Consider the following 25,940-nt stretch of genomic DNA (forward strand, 5'->3'; position numbering starts at 1 on the left):
AAATAGAAATCATTGTTTACGATTTGGTTAAAATTTGCGACATAATTACTCAACAAAAATCACATCACTCGGTTCAGAAATTCCGTTTTCATTATACGCTTCAATAGTAAAATAATAAGGAGTATCACGATCTAAACAACGCATCAAATGCTCCGTTTTATCGTAGACTTGCCAAGACTGGTAGAGCTTATCTTGTGCAATTCCCCAACGTATATTATACCCTTGAGCTCCTTCAACAGCGTCCCAAGAAAATGAGGCATCTCTGGGATCTTCTTCTCGTTTCACTTTAAATCCAGAAACATTATCTGGCTTTGCACCTAATCCTAAACCAAACACTCTTACTTCAGACATTGCAAAATTGGCACCTGGGACTTTGATATTGTTGTAACGCACATATTTTGCCTTTATAGGTTCATCTAATACGATGTAAGCATTAGGTGTGTCTTTTTCACTAGAACTTCTATCGACTACAGTTTGCCAATTTTCTCCATCTTCGGATACTTCAATTGTGAATTGATGCTTTAAGCCTTCGGTACGTGTGTAGATTCCAGAATCGTGGTCATGAAAATTTAATTGAAACGCATGGATATGTCCAGTATTTTGCATTTCAATAGTTAACCATTGTTTATCATTATTGGCTTCTGCAACCCAAAAGGTTTTAGGATTTTCATCCGTTAATACCTTTGACTTTATTTGCCCCTCTTCGTTTAATTCTATAGGTAATTCTTTTACCTCTACAGCATCATCACCTGTTGTAAATTTCATAATTTGCTTTAACGATGACGATACTTTAACATCGCCTTTATAAGACAGCAACATCCAACCATTATGCTGTCCTGCTTTTGTTGGGTGACTAGATCCATAACGTGGATAATCCCCATAAGCTGTATTCGTATACATCAAACCTTCCTCATCAAAATAAGTTGGAAACATACACAAACGTCGTTCCCACTGTGCATTCGATGCCAATGCCATAGTGGCCACATGCCAATATTGCCCATTGATTTGTTTTACGGTTATACCATGTCCTGCTCCATTTGTAAACCCTCCTGGTTTAAAACTCATCGGATTACTTTTCATATATTCAAAAGGACCAAGTGGCGTATCTCCAATATAAACACCATCGGCGTACACATTAAATTGTGTACCAGGTGCTGCATATTGTAAATAATATTTCCCATTATGTTTGGTCATGGAGGCACCTTCCATATACCCTTCCTTTAATGTGGGGTGAAAGTTGTTTTCCCCAAAACGTTCCCATCCATGCTCCTCTTCAACAAGGTTGATCAGTTCTTTTTTAACACCTGTTTCTAGAAAGCGATCATCTTTATTAAGCATTTTAACTCGAAGTGGATGCACATTAGAAGAACCCCAATATAAATAGGTTTCACCATCATCATCTATAAATAATTCTGAATCCTGAATGTTAGTAGATATCGATGCACTTGGTGTCCATTTTCCGCTTTTAGGATCATCAGTGTAAAGAATACTGCCATAACCTGCTGGATCTCCAGCAAAGTACACCAATGAATCCTTATAATTGAAAGCTGTAGGTGCATTACTACCTTCAAAAAACCATTGTTGTGGCTTAATAAAATTCCAGTTTGTTAGATCTGTAGAATGCCAATACCCAAATGAACGTGTGACAAACATATAGTATTCTCCCTTAAATTCTATAACCGTAGGGTCCGCACCAGATCGGTACGACTTATTTTGGCTTGAATTGTAAACCATATACGTATAATCTATATCTAAGGGATTGATGTAGGTATCATAGCCTTTTTTAATCTCTCCTTTGCTCTTAGTATTAGCTGATTGATCTACTTGCTTATTGTTATTGTCTTTACAAGAAAACAGTGCTGCTATTATGAAGAAAAAAAGTATATTTTTCATGAGTTATAATTTAGTGTCTGTATCTGTTTGGGGATTGTACGATGTTCCTGTTTCTCCCCTTAACCTTTCAAACTGTTTAAAAGCGCTTTCTACACTTTCTTTTGGAGCTTGCTTAAATTCATTTTCTTTAACCTGGTATTCTTCCTGAAGTTCTTTAAGTCGTGATCTTAACTCCGTTTCAATGGCGTCATAATCTGAATTATCAATTTGATTATGAATTTCCTTAGGATCTTCCTCTAAATCGTATAATTCCCAAGTATCAATATCATCATAAAAATGGATTAACTTATAGCGCTTCGTTCGAATTCCGTAATGTTTTTTTACCATATGAAAGGCTGGATAATCGTAATAATGATAATAAACTGCATCTCTAAAATCATCTCCATCAAACGTCTGTTCTAATAATGGACGAAGTGATTTACCTTGCATATCTTCCGGAATTTCAGCATTGGCATAATCTAAGAAGGTTTCTGCAAAATCGAGATTCTGAGTTAAGTCTTCAATAACAGTTCCTGGTTTTATAACTCCAGGATATTTAATAACTAATGGCATCGCCAGCGACTCTTCATACATATAACGTTTATCAAACCAACCTTTTTCACCCAAATAAAAACCTTGATCTGTTGTATACACTACAATGGTATTTTCTGCTAATCCATTGGCTTCTAAATAATCTAAAACCTCACCAATGCCTTCATCCATTGAGGCTATTGTAGCTAGATAGTCTTGCAAATAGCGTTGTCCTTTATAGTTCGCTAAATCTTTTCCTGAAAGCTGTGCATCATGAAAAGCATCATTTTTGTCTTGATAGGCACTATCCCAAGCTTTGCGCTGTTCTGCAGTCATGCGTTCAAAATCCGACTTCCAAGGATTCCAAGCTAACTCTGAACTGCCTTTAGAAGTCGTCAGTTTTAAATCGTGACCTTCATACATATCTTTATAAATAGTTTGAAGCTGTTTTTGGGATGCTAAAGACCCGTCATGCGCCGTAAAATAAGTGTCTGGTAATGGAAATTCGACAGCATCAAATTTGTTAGCATGTCGCAGTGCTGGCATCCAATTTCTATGAGGCGCCTTGTGTTGTAACATTAACATAAATGGTTGGTCACTATCCTTAACCGAATTAAGATACGCAATACCATCTTGTGTAATAATATCTGTGGCATAACCTTGAACTCTTGACGTATCTGCATTTTTTGTAGTTGCATTAACAGCAATAAAATCTGGATTGTAATAATTACCTTGATCTGTAAGAATCTTCCAATAATCGAAGCCTTCTGGCAATCCTTCTAAATGCCATTTCCCAATAACTGCGGTATTGTAACCTGCTTTTTGCAATAGTTTAGGAAAGGTTTGCTGACTGCCGTCAAACTTGTTTCCATTCATTCTAAATCCGTTAACATGGCTGAATTTACCCGTCAGAACCACAGCGCGACTCGGTCCGCAAATAGAATTGGTACAAAAATTATTTTTGAATAACGCGCCTTCTGTAGCAATACGATCAATATTTGGTGTTGGTGCCAATTTACTAATCGGGTGACCATAAGCACTAATCGCTTGTTCCGCATGGTCATCTGCCATGATATAAACGATATTTGGTCGTTTTACTGGCTTTACCACTTCAGGCTTTTTAGAGTCTTCTTTACAAGATTGCAACATTAAAAGACTCAATATGATTACAGCTACATATTTCATTACTCTGCAGTTTTTATAATTTTAGTTTGAACCACCTCATCATTGATCACAGTTCGTTCAAAAAAGTTAAAGATTTTGTCCATTTCCTCAATAGGAATTCGAGCAACTTCATGACCACCTCCTTTGACACTATTGAAATAGTAAGATGTCTCAAATTCCTGAAGCTTTTCGCTTATAATTTTAGAACCGTCTAGCACAAAATAACCGTCTCTTTTAGGGTCACAAAAATGATGCGATGCCGTTCCATAAGGCACTAATTTATCATCTGTTCCGTGATATAAAACGGCTGGAATGGTATTTTCTGCAGTAATATATCTCGCATCAACCACTGCACCTGCACAAGAAAATAGACCGGCAAATTTCACATTATTATAAGCATCTTTATCGGCCACAAAATAATCCTTCATAAAGACTGCATTTAGTATGCCCTCTGCTCCAGCACTACTCCCACCAGCTATAATTTTAGAAACATCAATATGTAAAGATTTGGCATTTTCTACCAAAAATTTTGCTGCATCTAAATAATCGATTGCCGCTTGTTTAAAGGTTTCCATTTTATCGTCTTTAGTGCAATCACACCCAAAACCTGTAGCCGTATTTTTTCGTAACAAACGATAGCTAATAGAAACACCTATGTAGTTTTGTTCATTTGCTGCGTATTTAACCAAATTCTGATCATTTGGAAATGCACGATGACTTCCAGAAAATCCACCGCCATGCATCCAAAGTAATACCGGAAGCGAATCGGATTTTTTAATGTTTTTTGGAGTAAACACATCGAGTCGCAAGGTATCTTGTCCTTTTATGGAATAGATATAGGTTTCCATGTTTTGAGCAGAAAGCCCAGATGTAATCAATAAAACTAGTAAAATTGTTATCTTTTTCATTTAATTAATTTTTTCAATTAAAACGCCACTAATTACAGGTCGCCCTTCAATAGGTTGTAGCGAAATAGTTAAACCTTTATCGTTTTTAATTTCAACTTCCGACGTTAAAGTCACTCCATATTTTTGCGGATATGCTATTGCTAGATTGAATTGCTTCTCTATTGCGTTATTATTAATAAGCACATCAATCACACGCTTTTTTTGGTTTGAATCTTCTTTACGATTTGACAAATTATAAATGTTTTCGATAGACTTAATTTGCGGTTCAACAAAAAACAAATCCACTTTATAATTTCCATCAGGAATATCAACTTTATAGGCCGTACAGCCTTCTAATAGCGTTTGAAACAAAGGTTCTGAAGTCGAGTTTTTAATATCATGAGGCAAACCTTGATTTTTATCTGTGGTCATTCCATAAGGCGTGCCATCTAAATATCCATACCAGCCATTTTTGTAGGCTTGATCTGGTGCAAATGTGATATCCCTTTCTTCATCATTAAAATAAAAATGAGCACCGATATTAATTCCGAAACGCTTAAAATTTTTAAAATCTAAAGCGTCTAGTTTTAAAACCTTAACTGTTTTCTCTTCTGAAATCGTTTCTGAAACCAGTTTAATATGGTTTATACCATTTATAAAAGGCATCTCGACCGTTACTACCCCATTTTCAAACCGTACATCGGCTTGCTTTTTGCCATTTAAATAAACAATTCCTTCTTCTTGATTTGAAACTATTTGAATGGCATACGAGTCATCTTCAAACAGCGTTAAACCCTTTAAAAAATCAGTTGCAATATGAACAAATGGTTGTTCATCATTTAAAACTGATTTGTACCAATAATAAATATCCTTTGGTGTTCTGTTGTATTGCACCAAACCTTTTTGATTAACATGAGGAATAGCATCTCCTCTAAACTCTGAACCAAAATCTGCATAATTCCATGCCGTCATTCCCGTCATGTACGGACGTTCGGTAATTTGTTTATAATACGACTGATGTAATTTAGCTTGGTAATCCGTTGAAAAATCGAACTTCTTCGGTGTTTTTGTAAAGATCCTAACATCTGCTCCAGGGCCATATTCGGACAATAGCATAGACCGCTTTGGATAGTGCTTGTGTTGCTCATCCAGAAAAATTCCCAAATCTGGAATATCCTTATCATACCAACCAAAGTATAAGTTCCACCCAAAAATCATTGGTAAATCTGCAATCCCAGTTTCGTTATATACATCATTAAGATGACCTGCCATTACTGTGATATGGTTTGGTGCTAATTCTCTAGTTACATCTTCGAGTTGTGTCGCTAGTTTCACAGATGCTTTTTTTAAATCTTGACGTTCTTGATCTGTTAGTTTATTATTAAATACCAATCGAATAAAAATCTCATTCATATAGCCAAACATCACAACAGAAGGAAAATTATAATATTGTTTAATATGTTCCTTTTGCATGTTTGTACTCGTCTCGAAGTACGCTTCAGAATCAGTAACTATATTTATCACTGGAATTTCCGTCCAAACCAAAATACCGAGTTGATCACATAAATCATATAACTCGCGAGCATGCGGATAATGTGCAAAACGAATGACGTTTGACCCCATGTCTTTAATCAGTTCAATATCCTTTTTCTGAAGTGCTATGGGTACAGCGTTTCCATAACCTTCATAATCTTGATGACGGTTAACTCCAATTAATTTAATAGGTTTTCCATTTAAATAAAAGCCTTTATCAGGATCGACAGACACCCAACGAAATCCAATATTCGTTGTTTTTGAATCTAAAATTTTTCCATCCTTATCTTGAAGAACTAGTTTAAGCTGATATAAATAAGGATTTTCAGGCGACCATAATTTTGGACTCTTAACTTCAGGTAGTTGTATTTTGAATTCTTCAGACCTTTCAGCTTGAAGTTTAAGCTTTTCTGTATGTGAATTTACAATACGACCTTCAGCATCTAAAAGCGTAAATTGTAATTCTGTTTTTTCTTTTATTGAAGCCATATTGTTTAGAATTGCCGTCACTTCAATTTGCGCCTGTTCTTCGGAAACCCTTGGATAATTGATGTAAAAACCATCAGACGCAAAATCCTCTAAACTAAAATGTTGTTTTGGTAAGGTTATTAATTCCACATCGCGATAAATACCTCCGTAAAAGGTGAAGTCGGCATCTAAAGGTGGAATATCCACATTATGCGAATTATCAACCGTAACCTCAATTACATTATAAGCATCATAATTTATGAATTCAGATATATTGAAATTGAACGCTGTGTAACCTCCTTTATGATTTCCTATTTCCTGACCATTAATAAAGACCGTTGCTTCTTGGTTTACGGCATTAAACTTTAAATAATGGCTATTCTCTTTTGCGTCTGAGCTTATAAAAACCTGTTTTTGATAATACCCCAAACCTCTTCGGTAACCCGGTTCATCATCAAAGGCATCATCTTGGTTCCAAGTGTGTGGAATGTTTACCGTTTGCCAAGTCGTTTTATCTTCTGAGAATTGCCAACCAGAATTTATGGTAGTTGTCTGACCATTAGTTTCGCATAAAAAAGCCACACCCAATACGATGTAAAATAGTAAAATTTTATATGTTATTCGGCGCGGCATACTACTTGCTATTAATCATTTAGGTTAAAAGTGTGCTTAAATTTAAAATCAGAACTTGGTGCGATGGCAATTTCAAATTCACCAGTCTCCACACCGTAAATCATGTCACTATTATAAAATTTTAGGTCTTCTGCTGAAATCGTAAACGTTACTGTTTTAGACTCTCCTTTTTTTAGAAATATTTTCTGAAAGCCTTTCAATTCTCTTACTGGTCGTGTAACACTTCCTACTTTATCATGAATATAAAGTTGTACAATTTCAAAACCATCAGTATCTCCTGTGTTTGTAATCGTCACACGCGCTTCAATGGTATTTGAAAACGTCAGGTTTTCTGAAGACAACTTCAAATCCGAATATTTAAATTCCGTATAACTTAAACCATGTCCAAAAGCAAATAGAGGAGTGTTGGCCACATCGATATAATTACTTTTATAATCTTCTTTAGGATTGTTTTCAGGAATTGGACGTCCCGTGTTTTTCATGTTGTAATAAATGGGCACCTGACCTACATTTCTAGGAAATGTTACCGTTAGTTTCCCTGAAGGATTTACGGTTCCGAATAATAAATCTGCTGTTGCAGCTCCTCCCATAGTTCCCGGAAACCAAACTTCTAAAATGGCGTCTACTAAATTTACCTCTTCTGATAAATTCAACGGACGACCGTTCATTACAACCAAAGTAATTTTCTTATTAGGATTCGCTTCTCGTATTTTTTTGATCAGCTTCGGCTGAATTCCTGGAATTTTTAGGTCTGTTCGTGATGCTGCTTCCCCACTCATGTGATGATCCTCTCCCATGACTAAAACAATCTCATCAGCTTGTTGAGATATAGAAATCGCTTCCTCAAAACCAGATTCATCATCGTTTAAAATATCACAGCCTTTTGCATATAAAATTTGGTTGGTTTTTAAGTATTCCGAAATACCTTCGTAAATACTAACAGCTGTACCTCCACGGTCTCCTTTTGCAGCCCAATTACCAATAATATCGGCTTCATCTTTTACCAAAGGCCCAATAAAAGCTATCTTTTTAGTGTTTTTAGAAAGTGGCAAAGCATTGTTTCTATTTTGCAACAGCACCGACGAAGCTGCAGCAATTTCTCTTGCTTTCGCTAAAAATTCTGGTTTCAATGCTGTATTAGCTTCCCGTTCTTCATCAATGTAACGGTAAGGGTCATCAAACAATCCCAACTTATATTTAGCTAGTAAAATTCGTTTACAAGCATCATTTATATACGCTTCGGAAACTTTGCCCTCTTCAACTAATGTTTTAAGATGTAAACGATAAACATGGCCTACCATATCCATATCTACACCAGCATTCATACCAATTCTAGCCGCATCAATACTATCTTTAGCAAAGCCATGCTGAATCATTTCATTAATTGAGGTATAATCTGAAACCACGAAGCCATCAAATTTCCATTCGTCTCTAAGAATATCTCTTAACGTGAATTTATTACCAGATGTTGGCACTCCATTGAGTTCGTTAAAAGCCGACATAAACGTTTCTACTCCAGCATCTACAGCAGCTTTAAAAGGCGGTAAATACACATTTCGCAATTCACCTTCTCCCATATTAGTCGTGTGATAATCGCGTCCGGCTTGTGCTGCTCCATAAGCCACATAATGTTTAGCACAAGCTAAAATGGTGTTGGGTTGTGATAAATCGTCTCCTTGAAATCCATACACATAAGCTTTACCCATTTCGTTATTTAGGTAGACATCTTCACCAGCACCTTCAGAAATTCGTCCCCAACGCGGTTCTCTAGACACATCAATCATTGGTGCAAATGTCCAGTGAATACCTTCTGCCGACGCTTCTTCGGCTGCAATACGCGAACTTTCTTCAACCATTTTTAAATCCCAACTTGCCGATAAGCCTAAGTTTATAGGAAAAATAGTACGATGACCATGGATGACATCGTAACCAAATAATAATGGAATACCCAAACGAGATTCTTCGACAGCAATTGTTTGTAAGTCGCGCGTGCCTTTTACAGACATGGCGTTTAACATCGCTCCCATATTCCCTTCTCGAATATATTTCCCATTATCTGAACCAACAATTGGTCCGGTTTGATCCCAATGACCACTATACATAACGGTTTGTCCTATCTTTTCCTGAAGGGTCATTAGATTCATTAAAGAATCGACTTTAGCTTCGTAGTTTTGAGAAAAACCACTACTAAGCGTACCACATAGAATTATGTATAGAAATCTTAACTTCATCATGCTTTTATTTTGTCAATTCAAATTCAGCCATCATCTTGGTTGTAGAATCTGTACCTACAAACACGTGGAATTTTCCTGGTTCTGCTACAAAATCTAAATCTGAATTATAAAATTTTAAGTCGTCAACCGATATAGTGAAGGTTACGGTTTTAGTGTCTCCTTTATTAATTTCTACTTTCTGAAAGCCTTTTAATTCTTTTAAAGGTCTAGTTACTGAACCAACAACATCTCTAATGTAAAGTTGAACCACTTCCTTCCCATCATAATCACCAGAATTGGTCACCTCAACAGAAACCTCTACGGAGCCATCCATGTTAATTGAGTTTGTATTCAAGTTTAGATTTGAATATTCAAATGTTGTATAACTTAACCCGTAACCAAAAGGATATAATGGCTCGTTACGCTCATCGATATAATTACTTTTGAATTTTTCAAAACGGCCTTCTTCATTCATCAACGGTCGTCCTGTATTTTTATGATTGTAAAAAATTGGAATTTGCCCAACACTTCTAGGAAAAGTCGCTGTTAATTTTCCTGATGGATTTACATCTCCAAACAACACATCTGAAATGGCTAAACCTGCTTCACTTCCAGGAAACCAAACATTAAGTATGGCTGGTACGTTTTCATTTTCCTCAACCAACTCTAAAGGTCTTCCAGTAAATAAAACCAACACTACAGGTTTTCCGGTTTTAAGTAACGCATTTAATAAATCTTTTTGAACTTGAGGAATTCCTATTTCTGTTCTACTACTACTCTCGCCACTAAATTCTGCTGATTCTCCAATGGCAGCAATGATGACATCTGCTTTATTCGCGATACTTAACGCTTCATCTAATAATTGCTTATCTGTTCTACCATCTCTTGGAATGGTTTTACCAAACATGGTTGCCTTTTGTTCGAGTTCTAAATCATAGTCTACATTACTTCCTTTCGCATAAAGCACATTGGCTTTATCGCCAACTACGGTTTTTAAACCTTCAAAAAATGGATTTGATTTATCCTGTTGCGTTGCGACACTCCAGGTCCCAGCCATATTTACGGCATTATTCCCTAGAGGTCCGATTAGAGCAATCGTACCTTCCTTTTTTAATGGTAAAAGATTATTTTCATTCTTCAATAAGACTGTTGACTCTGCACCTACTTTTCTTGCAAAAGCTCTATTTTCATCCGTAAACACTTCGTTTTTTGCTCTGTCGCTATCCAAATATTTATAAGGATCATCGAACAAGCCTAATTGATATTTTGCGGTTAACATACGTTTTACAGCAATATCTATATCTTCAATTTTTACCATACCTTTATCTATTGCACCGTTTAACGATTTCACAAAAGCAGCAGTCACAGAAGGAGAATCACCTGCCATATCCATATCAATACCTGCATTTAAAGCCTGCGCCACAACTTCTTCTTCATTACCCACTCCGTGTGCCATCATTTCATAGATGCCTGTATAATCCGTTACCACGAAACCATTAAAACCCCAATCATCACGCAATAAATCCGTAAGTAACCACTTGTTTCCTGTTGCTGGTACGCCATCAATTTCATTAAAAGATGCCATTACCGAACCCACACCTGCATCAATAGCCGCTTTGTAAGGCTCTAAATATTCATTATACATTCTAATTTTACTCATATCGACCGTGTTATAATCACGACCAGCTTCTGAAGCTCCATATAAAGCAAAATGTTTTACGCATGCCATCAACGTATTATTTTGACTTAAATCATCTTGTTGATACCCTTTTACCATCGCTTCTGCAATACGACTTCCTAAATACGGATCTTCACCATTACCTTCAGAAACCCGTCCCCAACGAGGATCACGTGAAATGTCTACCATTGGAGAAAACGTCCAGTTAATACCATCCGCACTAGCTTCTGTTGCCGCCATACGTGCGGTTTTTTCGATAAGTTCCATATCCCAAGTCGATGATAAACCTAATGGAATTGGGAATGTGGTTTCGTAACCATGAATAACATCCATTCCAAAAAGTAGAGGGATTTTTAATCGGCTTTCTTCCACAGCAATCTTTTGGACTGCTCTAATTTTTTCAACAGATTTTATGTTGAACATACCTCCAACTAAACCATCTTGGATTTTTTTACCAACATCAGAACTTGTACCTAAACCTGTTGTGATGTCACCTGAAACGGGAAGATTAAGCTGGCCTATTTTTTCATCTAAAGTCATAAGACCCAAAATAGAATCTACTTGAGCTTCAAATGGATTATTAGTGTCAGCAGTTGTCTTTATTGCATCCGAATTTGAATTACAACTTGAAAAAGTGAAAGCGATTAAAAAAAGTGCTATTAGTTTAGTGGAAAATCGTTTAGTCATTGTATTATTTTGTTTTTGAAAAAAGCCAATTTAAAAGTTCTGGTTCTGCAAAAGCTGGATCCCAGCTGTTATGGTTTGCAAAGTCGTATAAGGTCAATTTAGGAAAGCCACCTGCACTGATTATTGCAGATGCCATATTTAAAGATAATTTAGGATCAACTACATCATCTTTTGCTCCGTGTAAAATCCATAATGGAATCGTTTGAGCATAAGCCGTTACAGATTCTGGATTACCACCTCCACAAATTGGAATTGCCGCAGCAAACATTTCGGGTTTACGGTAAATGATTTCAAAAGTTCCCATGCCTCCCATGGATAATCCCATAGCGTACACTTGATCTGCTTTCACGTAAGGTTGAGCAACCAACTCATCCATCAAATCCATCACTAATGCCATTGCAGTTGTTGGTGCATCTTTATACTTATAATTAAATGTAATAGGTTTTGTTGAGCGGTCTGCTTCTAACTTAGACCAATAATCTTTTCTAGGACATTGTGGAAATATCACAATAGCAGGAAGTGAATCTCTCGTCGTTTCGTTTAAAAATAATTGACTCCCATGAGCCAGTTGTTTTTTATTGTCATTGCCACGTTCTCCCGCTCCATGAAGCATTAGTACTACTGGATATGTTTTTGACTCATCAAAATTCTTAGGTAAAAGCATTCTGTAATTGAGGGTGTCTCCATTTTCAATATGATACTCATATGAAAACAACTCTTTTGAAGGCTCTGTTTGCTGTTGTGCTTTTACGGCACATGAACTCAAAGCGACAACACTAAAGACCAAAATTAAAAACTGATGTTTCATGTTTAATTGTTTATATATTAATATGTAAATCCTAATGCATCCAAACCATTTTGAATGTCTTCATTTTGCATAAAAAGATTCCAGAACAAACCAGATCTATAATTTTCGATCATAATAATTTCTGGTCCTTGGTCGATAGCTAAATATTGTTCAGTCACCCAATCATTATACTGTGGACTAAATGCATCGTAAAAACCAGCTGTTCCGAATAAAATATCTTCTTTACTGTAGAAATAATGCATTGCTGCTAATGATTTCTCCGGTGTATAAGGAATAGAACTAATTGCTGCTGTTGGTGAAATAACACCTAAATCATTTTCTGGACTGTGCGCTGAATACCCAGTTGATCCATCTGAATTTCGACTGTAACTTGCCGTTAAACCCCAACAATTCTCACCATAATCAGCATAATTATATGGATTGCTCACACAGTGTTGATAATTAATATTAGTGTGATTTACATTGAGATCCCAATAATTAGCATATTGGTCAGAAAGGTTTGTAGGATTTAATCCTAAGAATGAATAATGCGCCCAAAATAATGGACCAGTACCAGAACCAGCATGATCTAATATAAGCGGAATACCATATTGACTTTCAGTTGAAACAATGTTACCATTATTAGCCCAACCTTGATGGTACACTTCTGCCGGAATAGGGAAGTCCGGCGAAGCTGCACCAAGGATAAACGCTATTAATGTTTCATTGTATCCTTTAAGTTCTAAGTTGATTGAAAAACCATTATCTGGACTCCAATGCCAATACAAGGCATCTTGGTTTTGTGTATACCAGTTCCATTCTACACCTTTCCATAATTCATCTGCTTGAGTTGCTAGCGCCGCTTCATCTGTAGTACCATTTTTAAAATATTCTTTTACACAAATTAAACCTTGTGCAAAAAGTGCGGTTTCAACTAAATCACCTCCATTGTCCTGATCACTGAATGGAATAACGTTTCCGCTTGCTCCATCTATCCAATGAGGCCATGCACCATGAAATCGATCTGCACCTTCAAAAAAATCTAAAATTTTACTCAATCTAGTAATAGCTACAGTTCTTGAAACATAACCGCGTTCTATACCTACCAAAATTGCCATGAGCCCAAATCCACTTCCACCAGTGGTGACAACATTTTGACTGTTTGAAGGGTCATTAGGATGGTAACGCTCTCTAGCTCCACCCGAATTAAACTCTGCGAAATCCCAAAAATATTTAAAAGTTTTTTGTTGGGTTAAGTCTAATAATTCTTCATCCGTTAATGAAGGGATGATAACCGGATTGTCATCTGCTGGATCCTCTGGTTCAATAGGCTCTTGATAATTAGAACCACCATTATCCGTACCACAGCTCAAACAAATAAATGCGACTAAGAAAAGACTAAACAATCTCATACTTTAATTCTTTTTATATTTAAAGCCTAACTTATCTAAGCCTGTTTGTACATTTTTATTTTTCATAAATATATCCCACAACAAACCTGTTCTATAATTCTCTATCATTACAGGAATTGGTCCTTGATCGATAGCCAAATAGCGTGGCGTATACCAATTAGCTTCAAAACTAAAAGCGTCATAGGGTCCATACTTTCCCACTAAGCTATCATGATTTTTATAAATATTTTCTAAAACATTCATACTCTCTTTTGGAGTATATGGAAAAGACGATAGTGCCGCTGTTGGAGATATCACTCCGACATCACTTTCTGGCCTATGACCATGGTAACCTTTAACGGAATAGCTTGATGTTAACCCCCATAGACTATCTCCATATCCTTTATAATGCTTTGGATTATCGACAGCGTACTTATAGTGTATTTTAGCCTGATTCTGAGTCAATTTCCAATAGTCTGCATATTGATCAGTTAACCCATTTGGATTCAACCCTAAATATGAATAATGTGCCCAAAATAAGGGTCCAACAGAATGATTGTTATGCTCATAATAATTGAGCACAAGCTCTTCCCCATAATATTTTTGATCAGATACAATTTTACCATTTCTTGCCCAACCTTTTTCGTAAACCGATTTACTAATTGGATGCGTTGGTGAGGCCGCTGCTAGGACATACATAATTAAGCACTCATTATAACCACCAATTGGGAAATTCATATCCCAACCATAATTAGGTGACCAATGCCAATATAAAACGTCTTCACCGTCTTTAGTATACCAATCCCATTCCACACTTTTCCAAAGCGCATCAATTTTAGCCACTAATTGCCTTTCTTTTTCGGTATCACCATTAAAATATTCAGCAACCGTTAGCAAGCCTTGTATTAGAAATGCGGTTTCTACCAAATCTCCGCCATCGTCTTTTTTACTAAAAGCAAGCACTTTACCTGTTTCACCATCTAACCAATGCGGCCAAGCACCGTGAAAACGATCAGCTTTTTCAAGAAAATCTACATTTTTAAGAAACCTATTTAAAGCCTCTTCCTTATTAATAAACCCTCTTTCAACACCCACTATAATTGCCATCAAACCAAATCCACTACCACCAATTGTAACGGTTTGTTTTGGTGATAAGGCGTACTCATCATCCAAATGCAAACGCTCCCTAGCTAAGCCAGAATTAGGCTCCGCTCCTTCCCAAAAGTAATTGATTGTTTGGTACTGAATGGTGTCTAAAAGACTATTTTCAGTACGTTCAACCTCAGGTTGAAACACCTCCTTTGGCAGTTGCTTTCCACCTTGTTTACAGGCAAAAATAGACAAGGCCATGATAAAAATGGTAATATACGATGCCGATAATTTCATGTGTAATTTTTATAAATTTAACTGCACCTAATATGTTCTAGATGCAGTTAAATTAAAGACTAATTCAAATAATAAAGCGTTTTAATTCTTCTGTCTTCTCATCCTAAAGTTACCAATTAGGATTTTGTGTCATCTCTGGAGTTTGGTTGATTTGTAATGATGGAATTGGGAACAACTCATGCTTACCTACTTCAAATGTTTTACCATTTGCGGCCATTGCACTTTGGGCTTCTCCAGTTCTAACAATATCAAACCATCTATCATGTTCAAAAGCCAATTCTAAGCGTCTTTCTTTCCAAATATCTTCGTAAGTTGGAGCAGAGATAGACTCAAGATCAACTCTATTTCTAACTCTGTTTAAAGGAGTCGCTGCATCAGCACCAACATGAAGAGCCGCTTCTGATTGAATTAATAAGACTTCAGCAAAACGAAGTATTCTAACATTTTTGTCTCCATCACTAGCTCCGGCACTAGCACTAGAATACGCTTTTTCACTATACATTGGATTTTCTGTAGAAGCACTCACTTCTCTTCCATCCCATAGTGTTTCACCTGCAAAAATGATTGTTGCATCTCTTCGAATGTTATCTCCTTCTGCATTAAAAGCATCTAATAGGTTTTGTGAAGGAATATTAAATCCCCATCCCCATCCACTAGTACCTCTGGCACCTTGAACTTGCGAATATTGTTGTACTCCATGGGCAATAGACTCCCCTCTTCCTTGTACTTCAAAAAGAGACTCTATCCCATTTTCTTGAGATTCTCTCCACAACTCTTCGTAATTAGGAAATAAATCATAATCACCTCCTGTAACTACAGCAGTAGCCATATCATAAGAGTCTTGCCATTTTTCATCATATAAATATACTTTAGCAAGTAAAGCTTGAGCCGCTCCCTGAGTTGCTCTTCCTAAATCAGCACTTGCATATTCACTTTTCTTAGGCAATAGCTCAATTGCATCCAATAAATCTTGCTCAATAAATTCATAAACATCGTCCTTTGGTTGACGCACTACATAATCAATATGCTGTAATGGCACATCTCCAAAAGAACGTACTAACCAAAAGTAGTTTAAAGCTCTTAAAAACTTAGCTTCTCCAATAAGTCTATCTCTATAATCATGATCAGTTAAACCGTAATCTCCAGTATAGTTAATAGCAATACTCGCTCTACCTATACTTTTATACCAATGCTCCCACATGGCTAAAATCGAAGGTCCTGTAGTTGTATGCTCTAAAGCATCTAGCAAGTGCTTATCTGTACCTGTATCTGATGCAGAACTTCCTTTATCAGCATTATCAGAGATAATTTCTGTAATTCCTAAATAAGAGAATGAATAATCCCAGTCCGTAAGCATACCATAGATTCCATTGACCATTTCTTCTGGTTCTACCACGTCTCCACTATCAGCGGCATCAATTTCCGCTCTACTATCTACGTCTAAATAATCATCGCTACAATTTGCTACCAAGAGCAAAGTGAAAAGCAACATTCCGAATTTTATTGTTTTTAGTTTCATCTTCAATTTTTTTTTATAGTTCAATATTAACACCGAATAAAAATGTTTTAAGCGTAGGATATGCAGATAGCTCTATACCACCTGTACCAGCAGAAGACCCAATAATTTCTGGAGTAAATCCTGAATATTTTGTAAACATGAATGGGTTCTGTGCCGTAGCATAAAGTCGTACTGAACTTACACCTTTTATAACATCTTTTAATGTATATCCTAAAGTTATGTTGTTGATTCTAAAATAATCACCATCCTCTAAGTAATAGCTAGACGCATATGAATCTCTATTGGCACCTGGATCAGAATTTGTAGACCCTTCACCAGTCCATCTATAGTTAAATACGTCTTCAGCTATATTTTCACCACCATTAATACGCGTTCCTTTTAGTCCATTATATATTTTATTACCTCCAGCACCATAACCTTCGATAATTAAATCTACATTTTTATAATTTAAACCTAAAGAGAGTCCATATGAGTAGGTTGGCAAATAAGAACCAAAGAATTTTTTATCCTTATCATCAATAATACCATCATCATTTAAATCTGAATACTTTAAGTGCCCAGGTAATGCCCCTGAAATACTGGCTCCATTATCAATCTCTTCTTGATTTTGCCAAACACCTTCAACATCATACATCCACCAAGAATACAAAGGCTGTCCTTCTTCTAAACGTTTTGTGATTTGACCATTACCTAAGCTCCCTCCTACTTGTCCATCATAGGCAGATTTAACGTTTTCAACATTATTTTTATTGGTAGAAAATATAGCTCCAATGTTATAAGACAAATCATCCGTAATATTGTCTCTCCATTTTAAATCAATTTCAATACCTTTATTAGTCACTTCTGCGCCATGGTCATAAAAACTACCAGAACCTTCTGTTGTATAAATAGGTGTCACTAATAAAATAGCATTTTTAGTATTTCTATTGTAGTAATTAAATTCTGCATTCAATCTACTGTCAAACGCTGATAAATTAAAACCGGCATTTAGTTCTTCAGTAATTTCCCAAGAAATCGGAAGAATCTCTGCTCCATATGCAGCACCAAACACTAAATCTTGATTTGCACCAAACACATAGTTTACACTGCTACTACCCGTACTAGTTGTTATTGTGGATTGATTAAACGGCACTCTTGAGTTACCTACTTGTCCCCAACCCGCTTTTAATTTAAGGAAATCAATAAATGAAACATTAAAAAAGTCTTCATTTGAAATTGACCATCCTGCACTCACTGCTGGAAAGTTGTCAAAATAATCTTCGTTAGTATCATTCTTAAAATTACTAGTACCATCTCTTCTGATATTTGCTTGCAAGAAATACTTACCATCGTAATTATACATTACTCTACCAAAATAAGATTGCTCTCTTGTTGGAGTAGAGTAATATTGAGACACCACTTTTTCATAGCCATCATCAGCAAAATTAATACTCCAGTAATTTTCTTGAGAAGGCACTCCGTACCCTAATGCATACATTGTAAAAACGTCATTTCTTTGTCCTCTTGACAATCCTGCAACAGCATTAAGGTTATGCACAGAATTAAATGTTTTGTCATAAGTTAAAAATCCTTCTAAATTGTATCTATAACTTTCTGAACTTGTATACGACAAACTATTATCTGCATAGGTGGTAACTTCAGGATTATTATCTTGGTTAATCTGAAATTCTTCATCTGTCCTAGTAGGATCACTGATTAACCATAGGGCTCTTGTATCATTAAAGCTTCGACTTTTAGAATACGATTTTGTCCCTGTATATCTACCAGAAACCTTTAAATCATCGGTAATATTAAAATCTGCTTGAAAACTCCCCTGTAAATCAGTAGTATTATTCTCTTGGTTTGTATATTCTACTGCAGCTACTGGGTTACCGACTGAATTTAGAGACCCAATGACATCTGTACTCGCTCCTAAATATGTAGCTATACCAGTTGTTTGGTTCCAATATGATTGACCATATTGACCACTTTCATAATAGACAGGTATAACTGGTGCTTGTCTATAAGCTGAATTAAACGCAGAAAACGGCTTAGGCAACGATTTAATAAAAGAAGCGCTTAAATTAGTACTAAGCGTCAATCGATCTTCAAACAAATCGACACTATTGTTAGCTCTAATAGTATTTCTGTTATAATCATGATCATCTAAAACACCATCTTCAGTATAATTATTAAAACTAAAAAAGTACTTTATATCATCGCTCGCTCCAGAGATTGCTACATTATTAGAATTACTAAATCCAATATCCGTTAATTCCTCATACCAATCCGTATCATAAGGTTGGTCAGGTGACAAAAATGTAGTTTCACCACTCATCATCTGGTTTTCATTAAAGTACCTTACGTATTGACTAGAGTTAGCCATTTCCACAGCATTCAACATTGATTTAGCACCGTAATACGAGGATAATTCAATTTTCATTTTTCCCTTTTTACCACTTTTAGTCGTTACAATCACAACACCATTAGCAGCATTCATACCATAAATACTCGCAGATGCAGCATCTTTTAGGACATCAAAAGTTTCAATATCATCTGGATTAATATTGGTAATACTGTTCACTTGTACACCATCTACAATATATAGTATATCACTTCCTGAAGATGCTGTTCCGATACCTCTAATAATTATATTAGGCTCGCTTCCCGGTGCATTGGTATTCACAATATTTACACCTGTCATTTTTCCTTGAATAGACTGAAGTGCATTTACAGCAGGCTGCTTTGTTATTTCAGCACCAGAAACACTAGCGATTGCACCCGTTACCTCTTTACGTTTTTGAGTACCATAACCGATAACGACCACTTCACTAAGACTTTCTACATCGTCAACTAGTGCAACGTCGATATTTGTTTCATCTTCAATGGTAATAATTACTGTCTCAAAACCAATATAGCTATATTCTACTTGGTCTCCTCTATTTACTAATAAAGAGTATGCACCTTCAAAATCTGAAGTGGTACCTGTACTCGTGCCTTTAATTATAATACTGACTCCTGGCAAAGGCATTGCATCATTTTTACTTGTTACAACTCCATTAATTTCAATTTGCTGTGCCATAGCACAAATTGAAACAAAGAGCATCAACAATAGACTGATTTTTGTTTTCATAAAATTGATTACTATTTAAATTAGACTGTTAGTTTATTTGAGTGACCAAGTTATAATCAAATGTTAAACTCTGTTAACATCTATTTACATTTTAATTACGTCATGTGTAATCTAGAATGTTAAGAAGTCTTAAGAAAACACCATTTGACGTACCATAAAGCTATAAAAAAAACGTTATAGTAGAACGGTAAATTGCAAAGTGACGTAGTAATGACGTAGTTGAAAGTAGGAATAAAGTAGGAATACGTACCTAATTTTTAATATTTAACAAATAATCCACCAAAGAAATATCATTTTCTAAGTTCAGTTTCTTTTTTAAACGATATCTATGCGTTTCAACCCCTCTTACTGAGATATTCATAAGTGGTGCAATCTCTTTTGAAGATAAATTCATTTTGATGTAGGCACAAATCTTTAAATCTTTAGGAGTAAGCACCTCGTGTTTTGCTTTTAGCACTTCAAAAAACTCATCGTGTACTTGGCTAAAATTATTTTCAAAAACCTCCCATTCATCTTTTAATACAATTGAATTATCTAATTTCTTTACAATCTTTTTATAGGAATAGTAATTATTAAAGCCATCTTTATTTACCATTAAATCCTTTTTGATGTCCTGAAGTGTTTCATTCTTCTTCACCAAAGCCATAGCATTATTGGCTAATTGTTTACTTTTTAGCTTAATCTCATTTTGTAAAGATTCATTTTTAAGTTGAATAATGCGCTTTTCATTCTCTAATGTTTGTTCCCGAAGTAATTTCTGTTGCTCTTTTTGATATTTGATTTTAATTAAACGCTGTTCTTTTACAATTTTTTTGTTGTGAAGCGTATAAAATATAAATATGATTAATCCCGCCAAAAGGAAATACAAGAAATAGCCAAGTGTATCTCTATACCAAGGAGGGTAAACTTCAATCTCTAATAATTGAACCGGAGATACATTTCCAGCATTATCACTTGCTCGAAATGACAAAACATGATCTCCATCTATAAGATTTGAAAATTCCACCTTGTTACCATCAATTTTAGACCACAATACATCATCTTCAGAGGTATTATCTTCAGAAATACTATACTCAAAGAAATGATTAAGCGACTTTGAAGAGGACAATTCAATGGTAATACTTTCTTTAAACTTAAACTCAATCTCTCCATTATCAATATCAGTCAGATTAACAGAGGAATCACTTATTAAAATAGACTCGATATTTGGTTTATACAAATTAGTGTCCATAGCAGGAGTGCTATTGATGACCATAAAACCATTATCAAGATTTAAAGCATAGTTGGAATCATTCACCCTAGATACGTTTTCGTACCCAACAATGTATCTGTTTTTCAAAAATACATCGTTAAGAAAAAATTCATCGTTCTTGGAATCAAAAGACTTAAATTTTATAAATCCATCTTTATTTTTCAGTGCAATAAGATCTGTATTATCATCAGATATGATATAACTGTTCTTACCAAGCAAATTGTTGAGCAATTCATACGGCACTATAGAATCTAAGATAGGCTCGTACTTTTGCCAACCCTCATTAGATTTAAAGCTAATATTATTCCGAATATTATACACTCTTACATTATAATTAGAACTTATTCCTTTATCATGATAGTCTTTTACCGCAGTAATAGCATTGTAATCATCATCAAAATTTACTTTATAAACTCCTTTTGTTGCATGAGCCACCCATGCTGTATGCGGATTTTCAAACACCAAGAAACGCGAAGGAATGGTGGTTTTACCTAAGTGCTTTACATGCCATTCTCCTGATATTTTTTCAAATTTCACTAAACCCGAATATGTCCCTTGAATATAAGTATGCTCTCTTTCAGGCACTTTTTTTATAGTCCAACCACCAGTGTATGAAGAAATATTAGTAAACTGATCCTTGTCAACTATAAATGTTCCTTCATTGTGACCACAAAAAAGTTGATCTTCAATGACCTCTAAATCCCAAACTTGTCCTTGAGATCCTTCAATAAATTGTAGCTTCTCGTTGTCATCTAACCAAAATAATCCTGTATTGCTTCCAATGTAAATAACTTCTTTGAATTTTACAACGTCGTATACAGCACCTAACTTACCTGAAACATCATTGAAAAAGTAGTTACTACTGTTTAGTTCTATATTAGCAATACCATTATCTAGACCTAACCAAAGATTACCAGTATTATCAACAGACTGCCCTAAAATGGTATTATTAAATAAGCCATTTTCTTTACTAATATGAAACTTAGATTTTCCAGAATTATCCGTTAAGTATACGCCATCCTTTATAGTACCAAAAACCATATCTCCATTGGCTAGAACAGAAAATTCATTTAATTGTTGACGCTGAATTTGTTCATTAATTTCAAAATTAGTTGGAACCAACTGATCATTATCTAAGAAGAAACTGCCTTTTAGCGATGTCATCAATAACAATTTCCCTTGATACTTATTGATGGAAATAATTTTGGTATCTAATAATTTGTTATTAAAATAGAACGGTTCTAACGTGTTTCCTTTTAATAAAAAGACCCCTTCATTTAAAGTACTCACATAAGTATTATCTTCAACAACACTACAGGATATTATAACCGAACCAGGTCTTAATTGAATAACATTTTCAAAATCGTAGATATAGATATTTAAAAAAGACCTAAAAATAATCTTACCATTGAAACTTATTATTTCCCATATTTCTTCGTTAGGCGAGATGAGATCGGGAATCATCTCACTTAAAGAAAAATATTTTAAAACCCCAAAGTCATTGTGTTTCCAGTAACCAAATTCCTCATAAGACCCTGTATAAACTATATCGTCTACAGCTAATACAGATCTAACAATCGTCTTATTAGGTAAAGGATAAAATTTCCACACCAGAGCATCATACTCTAATAAACCACTATTATTTGCGACATACACCTTGCCGTTGTCTGCTCTAGAAATATCCCAATTTTGGTTACCAGCTTTATACTCAGCTAAGGTATAATTATGGATACTAGGTGTGAATTGGCTATAACAATTTGAAGAAAAAGCAATTAAGAAAAGTAAAAAAAATAACGATTTTTTCATGCAATACACCATATATAAAATTTAAGAAAATGCTTTAAAAATAAGCATTTCATTCAACGTAACTCTAGAAAAAGCAAAAATTCATCATCAAAAAAAAGACCCAACCTAAGCTGAGCCTTTCATAAATTAATACTAAAACTTTATAATTATTTAGTCATCAACACATCATTAATAATATAAACAATCCCGTTTGAGGCTTCGACACTACCTAGAACTACTTCAGATTTTTCTCCTCTAGAATCATGTATCACATACTGATCACCATCCATCATCGCAGTCAATTCTTTACCAGTAACTGTCTTAAAAGTATACTTACCATTTCCACCCTTAATAGCTTCCATTAATTTATCTGAAGTTATTTGTCCTGAAACCACATGATATTTTAATATACTTTGAAGATTTTCCTTATTCTCAGGTTTTAATAAAGCATCTACAGTACCTTCCGGTAATTTAGAAAACGCTTGATTAGATGGCGCAAAAACAGTATAATTACCAGGCTCTGATAACATTGTAGCTAAATCAGCCGCTTTCAATGCAGTAACTAAAGTAGACAAATCCTTATTAGATATTGCTTTACCTGTAATACTAGTCTCTATAGCCATAGCCTTCTTTTCCTCTTCCATTTTTTCCATTTCCGTAGCTTGCTGTTGTTTGTCAGCCATTTCCATTTTTTCAGTTTCCATCACCGAATTATCTTCCTCCTTCTTAGCATCATTACATGCCGTAATCCCTAAAACTAACACACACATTACTACACCTATTGTCCTATTCATCTTTAATTTCATTTTCATAATTAAACTTATTTAATTGGTTATATTATATATACGGCATTACTACTATATGGATTTTACCTACAAAGGGTTTAGCACAACTTTAACATCCCTTAGATACCTTTTCAACAAACCGAACGTAAGGCAAAAAGTTTTTTTTTAATTTGGATTCTAAAATAAAATATCTAATATTTGATTAACAGATGAAAAACCAAAGTATCAATAGCAATCCTATTATTAGCATCGTCATTATTTCGCGAAGCCTAGGAATGCTATGATAAATTAAAATATAGATTTATTTAAATGCCTTCCTTTTTCGGGAGGCTTTTTTTTATATAAAAAATTAAGTTACTTGAACATCATATTAATTAAGGTTTAAAATATTGATTTACAACACCTTAATTAAATGTTTATAGCATTGAATTTAGATTAAGAAATAGAATATTAATAACTAAATACAGCATATCAAGTAATTTAGATTTAGCAAATCGATGTTGCACACCTATTATTATGAGCGAATTAAATAAATACAGTAAAACCGTTACACAAGATCCAACGCAACCAGCAGCACAAGCTATGCTTCATGCCATTGGATTAACAAAAGAAGATTTTTTTAAACCAATCGTTGGTATTGCGAGCACTGGTTACGAAGGCAACCCTTGTAACATGCACCTTAACGACTTAGCAAAACTGGTTAAAGAAGGTACAAAAAATGAAGATGTTATTGGATTAATATTCAATACTATTGGCGTCAGCGATGGAATCTCAATGGGAACTCCAGGCATGCGTTACTCTTTACCTTCTCGTGATATTATTGCAGATTCTATGGAAACCGTAGTGCAAGCCATGAGTTATGACGGTTTAGTTACTGTTGTAGGTTGCGATAAAAATATGCCAGGTGCCTTAATGGCAATGATCCGCTTAAATAGACCGAGCATTTTAGTCTACGGAGGAACCATCGATTCTGGTTGCCACGAAGGTAAAAAACTAGATGTTGTTTCTGCGTTTGAAGCCTGGGGAAGCAAAGTCGCTGGCACCATGGAAGAAAGCGAATATCAAAGTATTGTTGAAAAAGCCTGTCCAGGAGCTGGAGCCTGTGGAGGTATGTACACAGCTAACACTATGGCCTCTGCTATTGAAGCTTTGGGTATGACGTTGCCATTTAATTCATCAAATCCTGCATTAAGTGACGCAAAGAAACAAGAATCAGTTAAAGCTGGTGAAGCGCTACGATTATTGTTAGAAAAGGATATTAAACCTTCAGATATAATCACTAGAAAATCTCTAGAAAACGCCGTTAGATTAGTCACTATATTAGGTGGTTCTACCAATGCGGTATTACACTTTTTAGCAATTGCAAGAGCTGCACAGATCGATTTTACTTTAAAAGACTTTCAAGATATTAGTGACAACACACCATTTTTGGCCGATTTAAAACCAAGTGGAAAATATTTAATGGAAGATGTTCATGCTGTTGGAGGCATTCCTGCCGTATTAAAATACCTTCTTAAAAAAGGCCTTATTCATGGAGATTGCTTAACTGTAACAGGTAAAACAATCGCAGAAAACTTATTAGATGTCGATGACTTAAAAGAGGGTCAAGACGTCATTAAACCTATTGAAGAACCTATTAAAATTTCGGGTCATTTAAGAATGCTCTACGGCAATTTAGCCACTGAAGGAAGTGTCGCTAAAATCACCGGAAAAGAAGGCTTGTGTTTCCGTGGAAAAGCAAAAGTTTTTGAAGGAGAATACGCCGCAAACGATGGGATTAGAGACGGAAAAGTTGAAAAAGGAGATGTCGTCGTCATTAGATATGAAGGCCCAAAAGGCGGACCTGGAATGCCTGAAATGCTAAAACCAACGGCAGCCATTATGGGAGCTGGTTTAGGTAAAGATGTCGCTTTAATCACAGATGGACGTTTCTCTGGCGGAACTCATGGTTTTGTTGTTGGTCATATCACACCTGAAGCACAAGAAGGAGGCACCATAGCTGTAGTGAAAGACGGAGACATTATTACGATAGATGCAGAAACGAATTCAATTTCATTAGAAGTCTCAGAGGTAGAACTGCAAAGAAGACGTCAAAAATGGAAAGCACCAGAATTAAAATTTGAACGTGGTGTTTTATACAAATACGCTAAAACCGTGTCATCAGCATCAAAAGGATGTGTGACTGATGAATTTTAGACTAAAAAAAAATATTACTAAGATGTCATCCTAAAAAAGTTTGTACTGAACACAGGCAAGC

At 35.3% G+C, this 25,940-nt stretch carries 14 protein-coding genes; 1 reads left to right on the forward strand and 13 read right to left on the reverse strand.

All coding sequences use genetic code 11. The annotated features are described in order from the left end of the window. Positions 1–45 precede the first annotated feature (45 nt). The 13 genes from KO515_RS05385 to KO515_RS05445 form a co-directional block, all read right to left on the reverse strand. On the reverse strand, positions 46–1,893 hold the full coding sequence (locus KO515_RS05385) for a family 43 glycosylhydrolase (protein ID WP_215935346.1): 1,848 nt from the start codon (positions 1,891–1,893) through the stop codon (positions 46–48). Positions 1,894–1,896: 3 nt separating this feature from the next. Then, complete coding sequence (locus tag KO515_RS05390; protein WP_215935347.1) at positions 1,897–3,588, reverse strand: sulfatase family protein; 1,692 nt, start codon at positions 3,586–3,588, stop codon at positions 1,897–1,899. Further along, the gene (locus KO515_RS05395) at positions 3,588–4,475 is read right to left on the reverse strand and encodes an alpha/beta hydrolase (protein ID WP_215935348.1); all 888 of its coding nucleotides are present in this window, start codon (positions 4,473–4,475) and stop codon (positions 3,588–3,590) included. The genes KO515_RS05390 and KO515_RS05395 overlap by 1 nt, the downstream gene beginning before the upstream one ends. Beyond that, a complete protein-coding gene (locus tag KO515_RS05400) occupies positions 4,476–7,088 on the reverse strand; it encodes a glycoside hydrolase family 2 TIM barrel-domain containing protein (protein WP_215935349.1) in 2,613 nt (870 codons plus the stop codon). It abuts the gene before it with no gap. Positions 7,089–7,099: 11 nt separating this feature from the next. Further along, positions 7,100–9,322 (reverse strand): beta-glucosidase BglX, encoded by a 2,223-nt coding sequence (gene bglX / locus KO515_RS05405; protein WP_252723785.1) that lies wholly within the window; start codon positions 9,320–9,322, stop codon positions 7,100–7,102. A 4-nt stretch (positions 9,323–9,326) separates the two neighbouring features. Further along, positions 9,327–11,666, reverse strand: a complete 2,340-nt coding sequence (bglX, locus tag KO515_RS05410; protein WP_215935350.1) for a beta-glucosidase BglX — start codon at positions 11,664–11,666, stop codon at positions 9,327–9,329. A 4-nt stretch (positions 11,667–11,670) separates the two neighbouring features. Beyond that, entirely contained in the window at positions 11,671–12,474 is an 804-nt protein-coding gene (locus KO515_RS05415; protein WP_215935351.1) for a prolyl oligopeptidase family serine peptidase, read from the reverse strand. 17 nt (positions 12,475–12,491) lie between these two features. Further along, complete coding sequence (locus KO515_RS05420; RefSeq protein ID WP_215935352.1) at positions 12,492–13,865, reverse strand: glucoamylase family protein; 1,374 nt, start codon at positions 13,863–13,865, stop codon at positions 12,492–12,494. A gap of 3 nt (positions 13,866–13,868) precedes the next feature. Beyond that, the gene (locus tag KO515_RS05425; RefSeq protein WP_215935353.1) at positions 13,869–15,230 is read right to left on the reverse strand and encodes a glucoamylase family protein; all 1,362 of its coding nucleotides are present in this window, start codon (positions 15,228–15,230) and stop codon (positions 13,869–13,871) included. 109 nt (positions 15,231–15,339) lie between these two features. After that, entirely contained in the window at positions 15,340–16,749 is a 1,410-nt protein-coding gene (locus KO515_RS05430; protein WP_215935354.1) for a RagB/SusD family nutrient uptake outer membrane protein, read from the reverse strand. A 13-nt stretch (positions 16,750–16,762) separates the two neighbouring features. Further along, positions 16,763–19,861, reverse strand: coding sequence for a SusC/RagA family TonB-linked outer membrane protein (locus KO515_RS05435; RefSeq protein ID WP_215935355.1), 3,099 nt, complete (start codon positions 19,859–19,861; stop codon positions 16,763–16,765). 250 nt (positions 19,862–20,111) lie between these two features. Continuing rightward, entirely contained in the window at positions 20,112–22,919 is a 2,808-nt protein-coding gene (locus tag KO515_RS05440) for a helix-turn-helix and ligand-binding sensor domain-containing protein (protein ID WP_215935356.1), read from the reverse strand. A gap of 146 nt (positions 22,920–23,065) precedes the next feature. Further along, positions 23,066–23,692 (reverse strand): fasciclin domain-containing protein, encoded by a 627-nt coding sequence (locus KO515_RS05445; RefSeq protein WP_215935357.1) that lies wholly within the window; start codon positions 23,690–23,692, stop codon positions 23,066–23,068. 507 nt (positions 23,693–24,199) lie between these two features. On the opposite strand from KO515_RS05445, the gene ilvD reads away from it, so the two are divergent. Continuing rightward, entirely contained in the window at positions 24,200–25,879 is a 1,680-nt protein-coding gene (gene ilvD, locus KO515_RS05450) for a dihydroxy-acid dehydratase (RefSeq protein WP_215935358.1), read from the forward strand. The last annotated feature ends 61 nt before the right edge of the window (positions 25,880–25,940 follow it).

This window comes from Winogradskyella psychrotolerans, assembly GCF_018860545.1.
Lineage (GTDB): Bacteria > Bacteroidota > Bacteroidia > Flavobacteriales > Flavobacteriaceae > Winogradskyella > Winogradskyella psychrotolerans_A.